This is a genomic window from Streptomyces sp. NPDC096339 (genome assembly GCF_044762985.1).
Lineage (GTDB): Bacteria > Actinomycetota > Actinomycetes > Streptomycetales > Streptomycetaceae > Streptomyces.
Genome location: NZ_JBIWFI010000019.1, coordinates 100,076 through 113,653, shown reverse-complemented (window position 1 = coordinate 113,653; position 13,578 = coordinate 100,076). Strand labels below are relative to the sequence as shown.

Below are 13,578 nucleotides of genomic sequence, written 5' to 3'. Positions count from 1 at the left end.
AGGCGGCTTATCCTGGCGGGAAACACCCCCCTGGACACGGAGCCCGACTTGTACTTCACCGATCGCGGCATCGAGGAGCTGGAGAAGCGGCGCGGCGAGGAGGAGGTCACCTTCGAGTGGCTCGCCGAGCAGCTGCGCACGTTCGTCGACCTCAACCCGGACTTCGAGGTCCCGGTGGAGCGCCTGGCGACCTGGCTGGCCCGTCTGGACGACGAGGACGACGACGCCGACGAGTGAGCGGACGCGCCGGCGACAACGGCGCGGACATCGAGGAGCACGAGAACGGCCCGGCTGCCACGCAGGCAGTCGGGCCGTTCTCGCATGCGCGCCTGGCAGCGGCGCGCAAGGTGCACGGGGTGCACAAGGCGCCGGATCAGGCGGCCTTGGTCTCCCAGAAGATGCGGTCGATCTCGGCGATGAGCTCAAGGGCCTTCGCGCCGGTCGCCGGGTCGTTCGACGCCTTGGCGGCCGAGAGGGCCTTCAGGGTGTCGTTGACCAGGGTGTGCAGCTGCGGGTACTTCTCGAAGTGCGGGGGCTTGAAGTAGTCGCTCCACAGCACCGAGACGTGGTGCTTCGCGAGCTCGGCGCGCTGCTCCTTGATGGTGATGGCGCGCGCGCGGAAGTCGGCGTCGTCGTTGGCCTGGTACTTCTCCTGCACGGCCTTGACGGACTCGGCCTCGATGCGGGCCTGGGCAGGGTCGTACACGCCACACGGCAGGTCGCAGTGGGCGGAGACCTTCGCCTTGGGGGCGAAGAGGCGGGAAAGCATGGAGTGTGTCCTCCTCGTGATCGTCTTCTCAAGGGGGAGATTACTCGCTGGAGAACCGGATTTCGCGGGCGCCCCCATGGGCTTAGGACAAAAGTCCAGGTGCTCGGCCGGACCGGTGAGCGAACGTACGGGGCCGTGCGGCAGCATGCGGGTGTGACGAGGAGGACTCGGATGGTGGAGAACAGACGCCCGCGGAAGCAGTTCGGGTTGGTCGAGGTGACGGGGGCGTCGATGGTGCCGACGCTGCTCAGCGGCGACCAGCTGCTGGTCCGTTACGGGGCCCGGGTGCGGCCGGGTGCGGTGGTCGTGTTGCGCCACCCCTTCCAGCAGGACCTGCTGGTGGTCAAGCGGGCGGCGGAGCGGCGGCCGGGCGGCTGCTGGTGGGTGCTGGGGGACAACCCGTACAACGAGACCGGCGACAGCACCGTCTACGGGCCGGTGCCCGACGAGCTGGTGCTGGCGACGGCGGTCCTGCGGCTGCGGGCGCGCGAGGAGGGTCAGCGCTCGCTGAGGGCGTGGCTTTCCTGGGCGGTCTCGGCGCTGCGGCCGCTGCGGGCGGACGCCTCGGCCTCCAGGCGCTTGCGGGCGCGGTAGGCGGCGACGTTGGCGCGGGTGGCGCAGCGGTCGGAGCAGTAGCGCCGGGAGCGGTTGGTGGAGGTGTCGAGGTAGGCGTTGCGGCAGGGCGCGGCCTGGCAGAGGCCCAGGCGCTCGGGGCCGTGCGCGGTGAGGTGGAAGGCCAGCCCGAAGGAGGCGATGGCGGCGTAGCCGGCCGACGCGTTCGAGGGGTGGTCGGCGAGGTGGATGTGCCAGTCGGGGCGTCCGGTCTCGTCGAGGGTCTCGTGGCCGGAGACCTGGGGGCTGACGGGGAACTCCATGAGCAGGGAGTTCAGGAGGTCGACGGCGAGGACGTGGTCGCCGCCGTCGGCGGCCTCGAAGACGGCGCGCAGCCGGGCGCGGACGTTGCGGAAGCGGGTCACGTCGGTGTCGGTGACGCGGCGGGCCATCTGCTGGCTGGCGCCGAACAGGGCGCGGACGGCGTCCACCGAGGTGAGCGAGTCCTTGTTGCGGGCCGGCTCCTCGGTGTTGACCAGGCGCACGGCGAAGTCCGAGTAATGGGCCAGTTCCACTTGTAGTCCTTACGGATGCGGATTAGTGTCTCGGTAACGGCTGAGACGCCTTCGAGGGTATTACGTACGGAGGGGTTCGTGATGGTTGAAACGGCTGATGCGGCGGCTACGGCGACGACGACCGACGCCACCACCGGGTACTGGCAGGCCTGGCAGGACAGCTGGGACCGGCAGCAGGAGTGGTACATGCCCGACCGCGAGGAGCGGTTCCGGGTGATGCTGGACATGGTCGAGGCACTGGTCGGTCCCACCCCCCGGGTACTGGATCTCGCGTGCGGTACGGGAAGTATTACGGACCGCGTCCTCAAGCGGTTCCCGGGAGCCACCAGTACGGGCGTCGATCTCGACCCGGCGCTGTTGACGATCGCCGGGGGCCACTTCGCCGGCGACCCCCGCGTCACCTTCGTGACAGCCGACCTCAAGGACCCCGACTGGCGTGCCGCGCTCCCCCACGAGACGTACGACGCGGTCCTGACGGCCACCGCCCTGCACTGGCTGCACAGCGAGGACCTCGCCGTCCTCTACGGGCAGCTCGCGCCGCTGGTGGCCCCGGGCGGGGTGTTCATGAACGCCGACCACATGCCCGACCCGGCCACCCCGCGCATCGACGCCGCCGAGCACGCCCACCGGCACGCCGTCATGGACGGGGCCAAGGCGGCCGGGGTGGCGGACTGGCGCGAGTGGTGGGCCCTGGCTGCGGCGGACCCGCTGCTGGCCGAGCCGGTGAAGCGGCGCTTCGCGATCTACGGGGAGCACGCCGACGGCGACACCCCGCCCGAGGCCTGGCACGTGCGCACGCTGCTCGACGCCGGGTTCGCGGAGGCCCGTGCGGTCTGGCGCTCCCCCTCGGACGCGCTGGTCCTAGGGCTGAAGCAGTAATTTCCGGTGGCAGCGCAAAGGGGCGGTACGGGATCCCGTACCGCCCCTCACGCATGACCTCGTGCGACTAGAGCACCTTGGAGAGGAACGCCTTGGTGCGGTCGTGCTGCGGGTTACCCAGCACGTCGCGCGGGTTGCCGGACTCCACGACGACGCCGCCGTCCATGAAGACGAGGTTGTCGCCGACCTCGCGGGCGAAGCCCATCTCGTGCGTGACCACGATCATGGTCATGCCCGACTCGGCCAGGTCCCGCATGACGTCCAGGACGTCACCCACCAGCTCCGGGTCGAGCGCCGAGGTGGGCTCGTCGAAGAGCATCAGCTTCGGCTCCATGGCCAGCGCGCGGGCGATCGCCACGCGCTGCTGCTGACCGCCGGAGAGCTGGGAGGGGTAGTTCCCGCCCTTGTCTCCGAGGCCCACGCGGTCCAGGAGGCGCACGGCGCGCTCGCGCGCCACCGCCTTGGACTCGCCCTTGACCATGACCGGGGCTTCCATGACGTTCTCTATGGCCGTCATGTGCGGGAAGAGGTTGAAGCGCTGGAAGACCATGCCGATGTCCCGGCGCTGGGCCGCGACCTCGCTGTCCTTCAGCTCGTAGAGCTTGTCGCCCTTCTGCTTGTACCCCACCAGCTGGCCGTCGACCGAGAGCCGGCCGGCGTTGATGCGCTCCAGGTGGTTGATGCACCGCAGGAAGGTCGACTTGCCGGAGCCGGACGGGCCGACCAGGCAGAACACCTCTCGGGGGGCGACTTCCAGGTCGATCCCGCGGAGGATGTGGGCGGCGCCGTACGACTTGTGGACGCCCTCGGCCTTGACCATCGGCTGAGCGGTCATCGCGCGACCTCCGTACGGCGGAACATGTTCAGGTTGGCCTTCAGACGCTGGAACGGCGTCGGCGGCAGGTTCCGCGTGGAACCACGGGCGAAGCGGCGCTCCAGGTAGTACTGGCCGACGCTGAACACACTGGTCAGGGCCAGGTACCAGAAGGAGGCCACGAACAGCATCTCCATGATGGCACCGGCCGTGTTGCCGATGTTCGACGAGGCCCGCAGGAGTTCGGTGTACTGCACCGCCGAGACCAGGGAGGAGGTCTTCAGCATGTTGATGAACTCGTTGCCCGTGGGCGGGATGATCACGCGCATCGCCTGCGGGAGCACGATCCGGCGCATGGTCTTCGACTGCGGCATGCCGAGCGCGTGGGCGGCCTCGGTCTGGCCCTCGTCGACCGACTGGATGCCGGCCCGGACGATCTCCGCCATGTAGGCGCCCTCGTTCAGGCCGAGGCCCAGGAGGGCGACCATGAACGGGGTCATGACGTCGACGGTCTCGTTCTTGTAGATCGGACCGAGGTTGATGTACTGGAAGATCAGCGACAGGTTGAACCACACCAGCAGCTGGACGTACACCGGGGTGCCGCGGAAGAACCAGATGTAGAGCCAGGAGACGGCGCCCGTCACCGGGTTCTTCGAGAGGCGCATCACCGCGAAGATGATGCCGAGCACGAGGCCCAGGGCCATGGCCGAGACGCTGATGATCACGGTGTTGCCGAGACCGCTCAGGACCGCCGGGTCGAACAGCTTGTCGCGGACCGTCGCCCAGATGACGTTGCCGTTGGCGAAGGCGTAGACGATCCATCCCAGCAGCGCGACCACGACGACGCCGCTGACCCAGCGGCCGTAGTGCCGCACCGGGATGGCCTTGATGGCCTCGTACGGGGTACCCGAGGCGCCGGGTCCGGCCGGCTGGTTATCGGCCGGACCCTTTTCGATCTTGTCAGTCACAATGACTGCCCTTCAGTGGAGCGTGGAGCGAGGGACTGACCTACTGGCCGGCGTTGATCGTCGCGGACTTGACCGCGCTGTCCTGCACGTTCCACTTCTCCAGCGCCTTGGCGTACGAGCCGTCCTTGATGGCGGCGTCGAGGGCCTGCTTGAGGGCGTCGCGGAGCTGGGTGTTCTCCTTGCTCACGCCGATGCCGAAGAGGCCGACGTCGCTCTGCTGGCCGGCGATCTCGAAGTCGTTGCCGCCACCGGAGGTCTTCACCGTGTAGGCCGCGACCGGGTAGTCGTTCAGGTCGGCGACGGCGCCGCCGGCCTTGACGCGGGTCTGCGCCTCGGCGTCGGTGTCGAAGGCCTGGATGGTGAGCTTCTTGTCGCCGCACTTCTCGGCCTGGGCCTTGAAGGTGTCCTCGTAGATCGTGCCGCGCTGGACGGCCACGGTCTTGCCGCAGAGGTCGTCCATGGACTTGATGCCCTCGGGGTTGCCCTTCTTGACGAGGAGCGAGAGACCGGAGGAGAAGTAGTCGACGAAGTCGATCCCCTTGCCGATCTTCTGGCCCTTGTCGTCCAGGCCCTCCTGGCGCTTCTTGTTGTCGGTGATCGACGACATGATCGCGTCCTCGCGGCCCGTGTAGATCGAGGTGATCAGGCCGTCGAAGGTGCCCGCGGTGAACTGGAACTTCACACCGAGCTGCTTGCTGAGCGCCTCGGCGATGTCGGGGTCGACACCGACGATCTTGCCGCCCTCGACGAACTCCATCGGGGCGTAGGCGGAGTCCGTGCCGACCTTGATGACACCGGCGTCCTGGATCTTCTTCGGCAGGGCGGAGAAGAGAGGGGCGGAGCTGTCCTTCTGCGTACCACCGGAGGGGGTCGCGGAGGAGCCCTCCGTCTGGTCGCCACAGCCGGTCAGGACCAGGGCGCCGGCGACCGCGATCGCGCCGACCGCGGCGATCCGGGACCGGGCGGCGGTCGTACGACGGGTGGTGCTTGCGGTCATGGCTTCGTTCCTCCGGCTGGTGGAAAAGGATCGAGAAGCGGTCGGACACGCACCATCGAGTGTCGCGACCTTGTGTGATTACGGCATCTTGCCATTCGGACTGAGACATTCAGGCTGCCCGTCAGGTCAAAATCGCATAACGGGCGACTGGGGTGACCCAACAGGACTGCGGGACAGGGCCGTCGATACCGCAGATACTGCCGTGACCAGGGACTTTCCCGGCACTTTCTTCTGCCTGTCTCGCCTGTCGGACATCAAGGTTTGGACTTTTGGCCAAAAGCAGGACAGAAGGCCTACAGTCGAGGCGGAATCGACTCGTCTGGGTGAGCGTTCTTCGGGTAGAACAGATCCTTACACCCCTCATCCGGGGCTCAGGGCGCGCGTGCGGCGCGCCCGCGCGTACGAACCTCCCCTCCGCGGAGACGGGCCAACCGTCGAAGCGGAGTACGTACTCGGTGCCCGCCCACCCCTTAACCAGGAGTGGCCACCCTCAACGATTCAAAGGACTTAAGGGGTCACATCAAGTGGCAGCGGAGATCGTCAACCCTCACAGTGACAGCAGCGCGACGGACAACAACCCGGACGCGGTGTTCGCGCTGCACCGCGGCGGCAAGATGGCCGTCCAGGCCACCGTGCCGGTCAACAACAAGGACGACCTGTCCCTGGCTTACACGCCGGGCGTGGCGAAGGTGTGCACCGCCATCGCCGAGCAGCCCGAGCTCGTGAACGAGTACACCTGGAAGTCCAACGTGGTCGCCGTCGTCACCGACGGTACGGCCGTGCTCGGACTCGGTGACATCGGTCCCGAGGCCTCCCTCCCCGTGATGGAGGGCAAGGCCATCCTCTTCAAGCAGTTCGGTGGCGTGGACGCGGTTCCGATCGCGCTCGCGACCAAGGACACCGACGAGATCGTCGAGACGGTCATCCGCCTCGCGCCGTCCTTCGGCGGCGTGAACCTGGAGGACATCTCCGCTCCCCGCTGCTTCGAGATCGAGCGCCGCCTCCAGGAGGCCCTCGACATCCCGATCTTCCACGACGACCAGCACGGCACGGCCATCGTGACGCTGGCCGCCATGCGCAACGCCGCGAAGCTCACCGGGCGCACGCTCGGCGACCTGCGCGCCGTGATCGCGGGCGCCGGCGCCGCGGGCATCGCCATCGCGAAGATCCTCGTGGACGCGGGCATCGGCGACGTCTGCGTCACCGACCGCAAGGGCGTCGTCTCGGCGGACCGCACCGACCTGACGGACGTCAAGGCGGAGATCGCGGGCCTGACCAACAAGACCGGCCAGACCGGTTCGCTGGAGCAGGCCCTGGCCGGCGCGGACGTCTTCATCGGCGTCTCCGGCGGCACGGTTCCGGAGGAGGCCGTGGCCTCGATGGCGAAGAACGCCTTCGTCTTCGCCATGGCGAACCCGAACCCGGAGGTCCACCCGGACGTCGCGCACAAGTACGCGGCGGTCGTGGCCACGGGCCGCTCGGACTTCCCGAACCAGATCAACAACGTGCTGGCGTTCCCGGGCATCTTCGCGGGTGCCTTCAAGGTCCGCGCCTCCCGGATCACCGAGAACATGAAGATCGCGGCTGCCGACGCCATCGCCGGCGTCGTCGCGGACGACGAGCTCACCGCCGACTACGTGATCCCGTCGCCGTTCGACACGCGCGTCGCCGAGGCCGTCGCCACGGCCGTGGCCGCCGCGGCGAAGGCCGACGGCGTGGCCCGCCTGGTCTGATCGCCTCGCTGAGCGGTACGGGCGCAGGCCCGGCCGGATCCCTTCCCGGATCCGGCCGGGCCTGCGTCTTTTGCGCGGCGGTAGGGGCGGGCTCCGCCCGCTCGGCCTGCAGGGCGGCCGGGAACGGGCCGGACCGGACCGCCCGGACCGGTCCGGCGGGCACCGCCGCCCGGGCGCGCAGGCGCCTCGGACCGCGCCCCGCGTACCGGCCGGGTGCGACGAAGGACTCACCAACCCGGTCGCGGAAGCCCTGGAACCCGGCCCTACCCAGCGGTAGCGTCGCGGCATGTTCGCTGCCTATGCCGCCCGAATCGACCGTGACCAGCCGCTGAACGGCCTTGAGCTGGGCGAACGCCCCGCGCCCGAGGCCCGGCCCGGCTGGGTGACCGTGAACGTCAAGGCCGCCTCCCTCAACCACCACGACCTGTGGTCGCTGCGCGGAGTCGGCCTCGGCGAAGAGAACCTCCCGATGATCCTCGGCTGCGACGCCGCCGGGATCGACCAGGACGGCAACGAGGTCGTCCTGCACTCCGTGATCGGCCAGAGCGGCCACGGAGTCGGCCCGGACGAGCCCCGGTCGATCCTGACCGAGCGCTACCAGGGCACCTTCGCCGAGCAGGTGTCCGTCCCCGCCTGGAACGTGCTGCGCAAGCCCGCCGAACTGTCCTTCGAGGAGGCCGCCTGCCTTCCGACGGCCTGGCTGACCGCGTACCGCATGCTCTTCACCAACGCGGGCGTCCGCCCCGGGGATTCGGTACTGGTGCAGGGCGCGGGCGGCGGGGTCGCGACCGCCGCCATCGCGCTGGGCAAGGCGGCGGGCCTGCGGGTCTACGCCACCAGCCGCGACGAGGCCAAGCGCAAGCGGGCCGTGGAACTGGGCGCGGCGGACGCCTTCGAGCCGGGCGCCCGCCTGCCGCACCGCGTCGACGCGGTGATCGAGACGGTCGGCGCGGCGACCTGGTCGCACTCGGTGAAGTCCCTGCGCCCCGGCGGCACCCTGGTCATCTCCGGCGCCACGAGCGGAGACCGCCCGGCGCATGCCGAACTGACCCGGATCTTCTTCCTGGAGCTGAAGGTCGTCGGCTCGACGATGGGCTCGAAGGACGAGCTGGAGGACCTGCTGTCGTTCTGCGCGACGACGGGCCTGCGGCCGGTGATCGACGAGGTCCTGCCGCTGGACCGGGCGCGGGAAGGCTTCGAGAAGGTCGCGTCGGGCGACCTCTTCGGCAAGGTGGTCCTGACGCCCTGAGACCCGCCCTCCCCATCCCGTATGTCAACCGGGGTTGACGCCCCTCCCGCGTCAACCTAAATTGACATGCATGACGGAAGCCACCGATCTGGCCGAACGGGCCGGTGACCGTGACCCGCGCGTGGGCCTGCGTGCCGTGGCCGCCCTCCGCAGACTGCTGGAGCAGTTGGAGGCCGTACAGGTACGCAGTGCCCGCGCGCAGGGGTGGTCCTGGCAGGAGATCGCGGCCGAGCTGGGCGTGAGCCGGCAGGCCGTGCACAAGAAGCACGGGAGGCTTTGATGTTCGAGCGATTCACCGGGGACGCCCGCGCCGCGGTGACGGGCGCGATCGCCGAGGCACGGCAAGCCGGCGCCGCCACGGTCACCGAGGAGCACCTGCTCCTCTCCCTGCTGACCCTGGGCGCCCTGGACCCCTTGGGCGTCGACCGGGCCGCGGTGGCGGCGGACCTCGCGGCGGCCCGCCGCCGGGGCGGCATGTCCAGGGCGGACGAGGAGGCCCTGGCGGACCTGGGCATCGACCTCACCGAGATCGTCTCCCGCGTCGAGGAGACCCACGGCGAGGGAGCCCTGTCCGCCCCGGAGCCGCGAAAGCGCACCCTGGGCTCCTCGCTCCGCTCGGCCCTGGGCCGCCCGGAACCGGACAGCCGCCACGTCCCGTTGGCCCAGGGCTCGAAGCGGGCCCTGGAGCAGTCCCTGCGCATCGCGCTGGGCCGCAAGGACCGCCACATAGGCACCCTGCACCTGCTCCTGGCCCTCCTCTCCCGCCCCGGCACCCCCTCCGAGATCCTGACGGACCACGGAGTGACGTACACGACGGCGGAGTCCACCCTGGCGGCATGACACCTACCGGCGTTTGATGCCCACCCGTCACGAGCCGGCCCCGCCGGGGAAACCCAGCCCCGCCGGCGTTTGAGGCGCGGGGTCCGGGGCGGAGCCCCGGCGGCGGCGCCGCGGCAGGACGGACCGACCTGGGCCGCGCGCCCGGCGGCGCCGCGGCCGGACCTAGCCCTTGCCCCGCAGGGTCGCCGACAGGCGGGCGGCGGCGGCCGCGAGGTCGGCCCGGGCCTCGGCCACCCGCGCCGCCGTCACCCCGTGGTCGCGCGCCGCATCGCGGACCTCGTCGCGGAAGCGGTCCAACAGCCGGTCCAGGTCGCGGGCCGGGTCCCCGGACGGGACCAGGTCCTCGGCCCAGTCCGCCGCGCCGGCGGCCCCGGCAGCCGCCGAACCCCCCGCGGACGCGGCCGGCGCACCGCCACCGCCCAGCCACGCACCGGCGAGGTTCCCCAGCACGCCGCCCGACTTGGCGAACTGCTCCTGCAGCTGCCCCGCGATGCGCTGGACCTCCTCGCGGGCCCGCTCCTGCGCCTCCTTGGCCTGGCGGCGGGCCGCCTGTGCCTCCTCACGGGCCCGGCGGCTCTCGTCCTTCGCCCGGCGCGCCTGTTCCTTCCACTCCGCGCGCGCCCTGCTCATCTCCTCCTTGATCGTCTTCCAGGACTCGTCGTCGACCCGGGTCGCCGAGGCGGAGGCCGCGGCCCGCATCTCGCGCCGCAGGTCACCCGCCGCACCCCGGACGTCGTCACGGATCTCGGCGGCCAGTTCGGTCACGGAGTCGCGGATCTCCAGCTCCAGGTCGGCGAGTTCACCGCTGCGGTCGGCCAGTTCGGCACGGCCCGCCTCGGTGATGGAGTAAACCTTGCGCCCGCCCTCGGTGGCGTACGTGACCAGGCCCTCGGCCTCCAGCTTGGCCAGGCGCGGGTACACCGTGCCCGCGGAGGGGGCGTAGAGGCCCTGGAAGCGCTCCTCCAGGAGGCGGATCACCTCGTATCCGTGGCGGGGCGCCTCGTCCAGGAGCTTGAGGAGGTAGAGGCGGAGGCGGCCGTGGGCGAAGACGGGCGGCATGTCAGAGCACCTTCTTGTCGAGCGCGAGGGGGGTTTCCGCGGTGTCGGCGGCCGGGCGGCGCAGCAGCGCGATCCCGCCGGACACTGTGGTGGCCCGCAGCGTGCCGGTACCGGCGCCGAGCGTGCCGGTGATCCGCTTGGAGCCGAGCTGGCCGGAGACCCGCAGGTCCTCGAAGGCGTTGGAGACGCCACCGGTGGCGGTGTTGGCCTCGATGCGCGCGTCGGCGGGGTGCGGGAGGCGGATCGCGACCTGGCCGGAGACGGAGTTGAGCGCGATGTCCACGGGCCGGGCGGCGGCCGGGTCGAGGTCCAGGTCGATGAGCATGTCACCGCTGACCGAGTCGGCCCGTACGTTCGTCGCCGTTCCGTCGACCACCGTCAGACCGCCGGAGACCGAGTGGAACCCCAGCTCGCCCGTGACGGACTGGGCCTCGACGCTGCCGGAGACGGTGTGCGCCTTGACCTGTCCGGAGAGCGCCACGAGGGTGGCGTCGCCGGACACCCCGTTGACGTCGGTGCCGCCGGAGATCCCGGACACGAACGTGGTCGCGTCGACCACGCCGACCCGTACGTGCGTGGCGGCGGGGACCATGAGGGTGACGGCGGCGCTGCGCTCCCAGGCCTTGCGGCCGGTGGCGGACCTGCCGGACCAGGCCTTCCACGGCTTGGTCTCGAACCACTCCTTGAAGCCCTGGGAACCGTTCCAGGGCAGGTCCTCGTAGGAGACGGTGAGGGTGCCGCCCTCCTGCACCACGTACAGCGGCGGCCCGTCGACCTCGGCGACCTCCAGCCGGGCCGGACCTTCTTCGGCGGCGACGACGTTGACCGTGCCGCTCACGAGCCGCACGCGGAGCTCGGTCACAGGCTCCTCGAAGGTGAGCTTCTGCGGTTCGGCGGCCGACCACGTCTTCTGCTCTGCCATGGTGCTGATCCTTTCTCTGCGCGTGCACGGACCGGACTCTCGACGACGCTCGCAACATATCGCGTCTTCTGATGAACACGATATATCGCGGTTGGGTGAAGTCAAGCGAATGCCCCGACGGGCTCCGCGACCGAGGCTCGGGCCACCGGGCCGACGGCCGGGCGGCCGGCGCGGGCGGGGCCGGCGGCCTGCGGGTGCCGCTGCGCGGAGTCGTCCCCTACCCGCCCTTCCGCCGTTCCCCGGGCTCCGCCCGGACCTGGTCCTCAAACGCCGGACGGGCTGGAGATGCCCGCACCCGTAAGCCGGCAGGGGGCAGAATCCGGCCTGGCCGGCGTTTGAGGCGCGGGGTCTGGGGCGGAGCCCCAGGTCTTTGAGCCGCACCGGCGATTCGGGCGGGGGGGCGGGGCCCCGGGGCTAGGCGGCTTCGAGGAGGGGGCTCGCGTGGTGTCGGAGCCAGGCACGGTACGGCGCGGCACGCAGGGCCGCTTCGCGGTACGCCGCCCGGAGGTCCTCGAAGACCTCCGCATGCGCGCCCGGTCGCGTGGCCAACAGCAGCCGCACCGCCAGCGGATCCCCGCACAGCGGCCGGATGGCCATGTCGTCCCGCGGCCCGGACGTCGGCTGGCACGGCGCCACCGCCTCACCGGAGACGATCAGCGAGGTCGCCGTGTGGTAGTCCGCGTGCAGGACCGGCGGGTCGAGACCGGCCCCCGCGAACACCCGCCGCAGGCCGTCCCATTCGCCGTCCACCGAGGGGTCCACCGTCCACCGGTCCTCGGCCAGGTCCCGCAGCGCCACCACGGGCGAGCTCGCCGCCGGGTGGTCCTTGGACATCGAGACGAACTGCGGTTCCCGCTCCATCAGCACCCGCAGTTCCAGCCCGACCGGGACCGTCAGCGGGCTGCCCTCCACCTCGTGCACGAACGCCACGTCCAGCTGCCCCGAAGCCACCATCCGCAGCAGCGCGTTGGCGGAGACGTCCACGACCAGGGAGGTCTCGGTGTCCGGCAGCCGCCGGTGGAGCCGGCGCAGCCACCCCGGCAGGGCCCGGCTGGCCGTGGAGCCGATGCTCAGCCGGGGGCCGCGGGCCTGCGCCCGCGCCTCCGCGACCAGCGCGGCCATCTCGGCGAGCAGCGGCCGGGCCCTGCCGAGGACGGCGTGGCCGAAGGGGGTGGGCCGGCAGCCGGTGCGCTCGCGCAGGAACAGGTCGCCCTCCAGGGCCCGTTCGATGCGGCGCAGCTGAGTCGTCAGGGCGGGCTGGCTCACGCCGAGCTGCCGGGCGGCCTTGTGCAGGCTGCCGGCGTCGGCGATGGCGCACAGCGCCCGCAGGTGCCTGACCTCAAGCTCCATGCCCCAGAGGGTAGGCCGGGCCGGGCGAACCGCACCAGCCGTCGACAGGCCGTCGAATCCCGCCATTCTCAAGGAGGTTGACCTTCCGAAACCTCCCCGATAAGGCCGCGTTATCGGCGGCTGACATCATCCGCCGCCCGCTTCCGCTCCCGCAGACTCCGGTACCGAACGACCACCCCCCACCGCACCGGACGAGTAGGAGCTCCCCCACATGCGCCACTCCCGTAAGGCCGCGCTGGCCGGAACCATCGGCCTCGGTCTCGCCGCCGCCCTCGGCTCAGTCGCCCCCACCGCCAGCGCCGCGCCCGCCGCCGGCAACGCCTCGACGTACGCCGCGTACGAGCGTTCACAGGAGAACGAGGCCGCCAACCGCGCCTTCTTCGAGGCCGTGCGGCGTTCGGTCGCCGAGCAGCGCGCCGCGAACCCGGGCGTGCTGGCCGTGACCGTCACGTACAACACCCGCAACGCGCCGAGTTTCCGTACGCAGATAGCCCGCTCCACCCAGATATGGAACAGCTCGGTGTCCAACGTGAAGCTGCAGGAGGTGTCCTCGGGCGGGAACTTCTCGTACTACGAGGGCAACGACTCGCGCGGCTCGTACGCGAGCACGGACGGGCACGGCCGGGGCTACATCTTCCTCGACTACCGGCAGAACCAGCAGTACAACTCCACCCGGGTGACCGCGCACGAGACCGGTCACGTGCTCGGCCTGCCGGACCACTACTCGGGCCCGTGCAGCGAGCTGATGTCGGGCGGCGGCCCGGGCACCTCCTGCCAGAACGCGACCCCGAACAGCGCCGAGCGGTCGCGCGTGAACCAGCTGTGGGCCAATGGCCTGGTCGCCTCCGGACTGTGGACGAAGGGCTGACCC

General features: G+C 70.8%; 16 protein-coding genes. 8 read left to right on the top strand and 8 right to left on the bottom strand.

From position 1 onward, the window contains the following. The first annotated feature begins 48 nt into the window (after positions 1-48). Positions 49-237 (top strand): DUF6104 family protein, encoded by a 189-nt coding sequence (locus ACIQ5Y_RS23620; RefSeq protein ID WP_030709801.1) that lies wholly within the window; start codon positions 49-51, stop codon positions 235-237. A 136-nt stretch (positions 238-373) separates the two neighbouring features. Here ACIQ5Y_RS23620 and sodN read toward each other — a convergent pair whose 3' ends face one another. Continuing rightward, positions 374-769, bottom strand: a complete 396-nt coding sequence (gene sodN / locus ACIQ5Y_RS23615) for a superoxide dismutase, Ni (RefSeq protein ID WP_030709803.1) — start codon at positions 767-769, stop codon at positions 374-376. Between the two features lie 171 nt (positions 770-940). Between sodN and sodX the strand changes: the two genes are divergently transcribed. Beyond that, positions 941-1,363 (top strand): nickel-type superoxide dismutase maturation protease, encoded by a 423-nt coding sequence (gene sodX / locus ACIQ5Y_RS23610; protein ID WP_403883713.1) that lies wholly within the window; start codon positions 941-943, stop codon positions 1,361-1,363. On the opposite strand, the gene ACIQ5Y_RS23605 is transcribed toward sodX, so the two are convergent. After that, positions 1,267-1,896, bottom strand: a complete 630-nt coding sequence (locus ACIQ5Y_RS23605) for a CGNR zinc finger domain-containing protein (protein WP_403883710.1) — start codon at positions 1,894-1,896, stop codon at positions 1,267-1,269. The two genes, sodX and ACIQ5Y_RS23605, sit on opposite strands and share 97 nt — an antisense overlap. A gap of 81 nt (positions 1,897-1,977) precedes the next feature. Here ACIQ5Y_RS23605 and ACIQ5Y_RS23600 point away from each other — a divergent pair, with 81 nt between their 5' ends. Next, positions 1,978-2,775, top strand: coding sequence for a class I SAM-dependent methyltransferase (locus ACIQ5Y_RS23600; protein WP_403883790.1), 798 nt, complete (start codon positions 1,978-1,980; stop codon positions 2,773-2,775). 67 nt (positions 2,776-2,842) lie between these two features. On the opposite strand, the gene ACIQ5Y_RS23595 is transcribed toward ACIQ5Y_RS23600, so the two are convergent. Genes ACIQ5Y_RS23595 through ACIQ5Y_RS23585 form a run of 3 tightly spaced genes read right to left on the bottom strand, consistent with a single transcriptional unit; the run spans position 2,843 to position 5,554 of the window. Continuing rightward, the gene (locus tag ACIQ5Y_RS23595) at positions 2,843-3,610 is read right to left on the bottom strand and encodes an amino acid ABC transporter ATP-binding protein (protein WP_403883707.1); all 768 of its coding nucleotides are present in this window, start codon (positions 3,608-3,610) and stop codon (positions 2,843-2,845) included. Beyond that, positions 3,607-4,557: an amino acid ABC transporter permease gene (locus tag ACIQ5Y_RS23590; protein WP_403883704.1), complete on the bottom strand. Its 951-nt coding sequence runs from the start codon at positions 4,555-4,557 to the stop codon at positions 3,607-3,609. Before ACIQ5Y_RS23590 ends, ACIQ5Y_RS23595 begins: the two co-directional genes overlap by 4 nt. A gap of 40 nt (positions 4,558-4,597) precedes the next feature. Next, entirely contained in the window at positions 4,598-5,554 is a 957-nt protein-coding gene (locus ACIQ5Y_RS23585) for an ABC transporter substrate-binding protein (protein ID WP_403883701.1), read from the bottom strand. 524 nt (positions 5,555-6,078) lie between these two features. Here ACIQ5Y_RS23585 and ACIQ5Y_RS23580 point away from each other — a divergent pair. The 4 genes from ACIQ5Y_RS23580 (at position 6,079) to ACIQ5Y_RS23565 (ending at position 9,376) form a co-directional block, all read left to right on the top strand. Next, a complete protein-coding gene (locus tag ACIQ5Y_RS23580; RefSeq protein WP_403883698.1) occupies positions 6,079-7,287 on the top strand; it encodes an NADP-dependent malic enzyme in 1,209 nt (402 codons plus the stop codon). Positions 7,288-7,573: 286 nt separating this feature from the next. Continuing rightward, entirely contained in the window at positions 7,574-8,536 is a 963-nt protein-coding gene (locus tag ACIQ5Y_RS23575; RefSeq protein ID WP_403883696.1) for a zinc-binding dehydrogenase, read from the top strand. Positions 8,537-8,606: 70 nt separating this feature from the next. Further along, positions 8,607-8,816: a helix-turn-helix domain-containing protein gene (locus ACIQ5Y_RS23570; protein ID WP_042818984.1), complete on the top strand. Its 210-nt coding sequence runs from the start codon at positions 8,607-8,609 to the stop codon at positions 8,814-8,816. Further along, positions 8,816-9,376, top strand: coding sequence for a Clp protease N-terminal domain-containing protein (locus ACIQ5Y_RS23565; protein WP_403883692.1), 561 nt, complete (start codon positions 8,816-8,818; stop codon positions 9,374-9,376). The genes ACIQ5Y_RS23570 and ACIQ5Y_RS23565 overlap by 1 nt, the downstream gene beginning before the upstream one ends. A gap of 162 nt (positions 9,377-9,538) precedes the next feature. Here ACIQ5Y_RS23565 and ACIQ5Y_RS23560 read toward each other — a convergent pair whose 3' ends face one another. From ACIQ5Y_RS23560 to ACIQ5Y_RS23550, 3 genes are all read right to left on the bottom strand, one after another. Next, a complete protein-coding gene (locus tag ACIQ5Y_RS23560) occupies positions 9,539-10,435 on the bottom strand; it encodes a helix-turn-helix transcriptional regulator (protein WP_403883689.1) in 897 nt (298 codons plus the stop codon). Between the two features lies 1 nt (position 10,436). After that, positions 10,437-11,357 carry a DUF4097 family beta strand repeat-containing protein gene (locus ACIQ5Y_RS23555; protein WP_403883686.1) on the bottom strand — a complete coding sequence of 307 codons (921 nt, stop codon included), beginning with the start codon at positions 11,355-11,357 and terminating at the stop codon, positions 10,437-10,439. A 414-nt stretch (positions 11,358-11,771) separates the two neighbouring features. Beyond that, a complete protein-coding gene (locus ACIQ5Y_RS23550; RefSeq protein WP_403883683.1) occupies positions 11,772-12,707 on the bottom strand; it encodes a LysR substrate-binding domain-containing protein in 936 nt (311 codons plus the stop codon). Between the two features lie 211 nt (positions 12,708-12,918). On the opposite strand from ACIQ5Y_RS23550, the gene snpA reads away from it, so the two are divergent. After that, positions 12,919-13,575 carry a snapalysin gene (snpA, locus tag ACIQ5Y_RS23545; RefSeq protein WP_403883680.1) on the top strand — a complete coding sequence of 219 codons (657 nt, stop codon included), beginning with the start codon at positions 12,919-12,921 and terminating at the stop codon, positions 13,573-13,575. The last annotated feature ends 3 nt before the right edge of the window (positions 13,576-13,578 follow it).

Bases quoted from the DNA above. Each gene is read 5' to 3' on its own strand.
- ACIQ5Y_RS23595 (WP_403883707.1), bottom strand. From the start codon at position 3,610: ATGACCGCTCAGCCGATGGTCAAGGCCGAGGGCGTCCACAAGTCGTAC.
- ACIQ5Y_RS23565 (WP_403883692.1), top strand. From the start codon at position 8,816: ATGTTCGAGCGATTCACCGGGGACGCCCGCGCCGCGGTGACGGGCGCG.
- ACIQ5Y_RS23550 (WP_403883683.1), bottom strand. From the start codon at position 12,707: ATGGAGCTTGAGGTCAGGCACCTGCGGGCGCTGTGCGCCATCGCCGAC.
- ACIQ5Y_RS23575 (WP_403883696.1), top strand. From the start codon at position 7,574: ATGTTCGCTGCCTATGCCGCCCGAATCGACCGTGACCAGCCGCTGAAC.
- ACIQ5Y_RS23570 (WP_042818984.1), top strand. From the start codon at position 8,607: ATGACGGAAGCCACCGATCTGGCCGAACGGGCCGGTGACCGTGACCCG.
- ACIQ5Y_RS23600 (WP_403883790.1), top strand. From the start codon at position 1,978: ATGGTTGAAACGGCTGATGCGGCGGCTACGGCGACGACGACCGACGCC.
- ACIQ5Y_RS23555 (WP_403883686.1), bottom strand. From the start codon at position 11,357: ATGGCAGAGCAGAAGACGTGGTCGGCCGCCGAACCGCAGAAGCTCACC.
- ACIQ5Y_RS23585 (WP_403883701.1), bottom strand. From the start codon at position 5,554: ATGACCGCAAGCACCACCCGTCGTACGACCGCCGCCCGGTCCCGGATC.
- snpA (WP_403883680.1), top strand. From the start codon at position 12,919: ATGCGCCACTCCCGTAAGGCCGCGCTGGCCGGAACCATCGGCCTCGGT.
- sodN (WP_030709803.1), bottom strand. From the start codon at position 769: ATGCTTTCCCGCCTCTTCGCCCCCAAGGCGAAGGTCTCCGCCCACTGC.
- ACIQ5Y_RS23560 (WP_403883689.1), bottom strand. From the start codon at position 10,435: ATGCCGCCCGTCTTCGCCCACGGCCGCCTCCGCCTCTACCTCCTCAAG.
- sodX (WP_403883713.1), top strand. From the start codon at position 941: ATGGTGGAGAACAGACGCCCGCGGAAGCAGTTCGGGTTGGTCGAGGTG.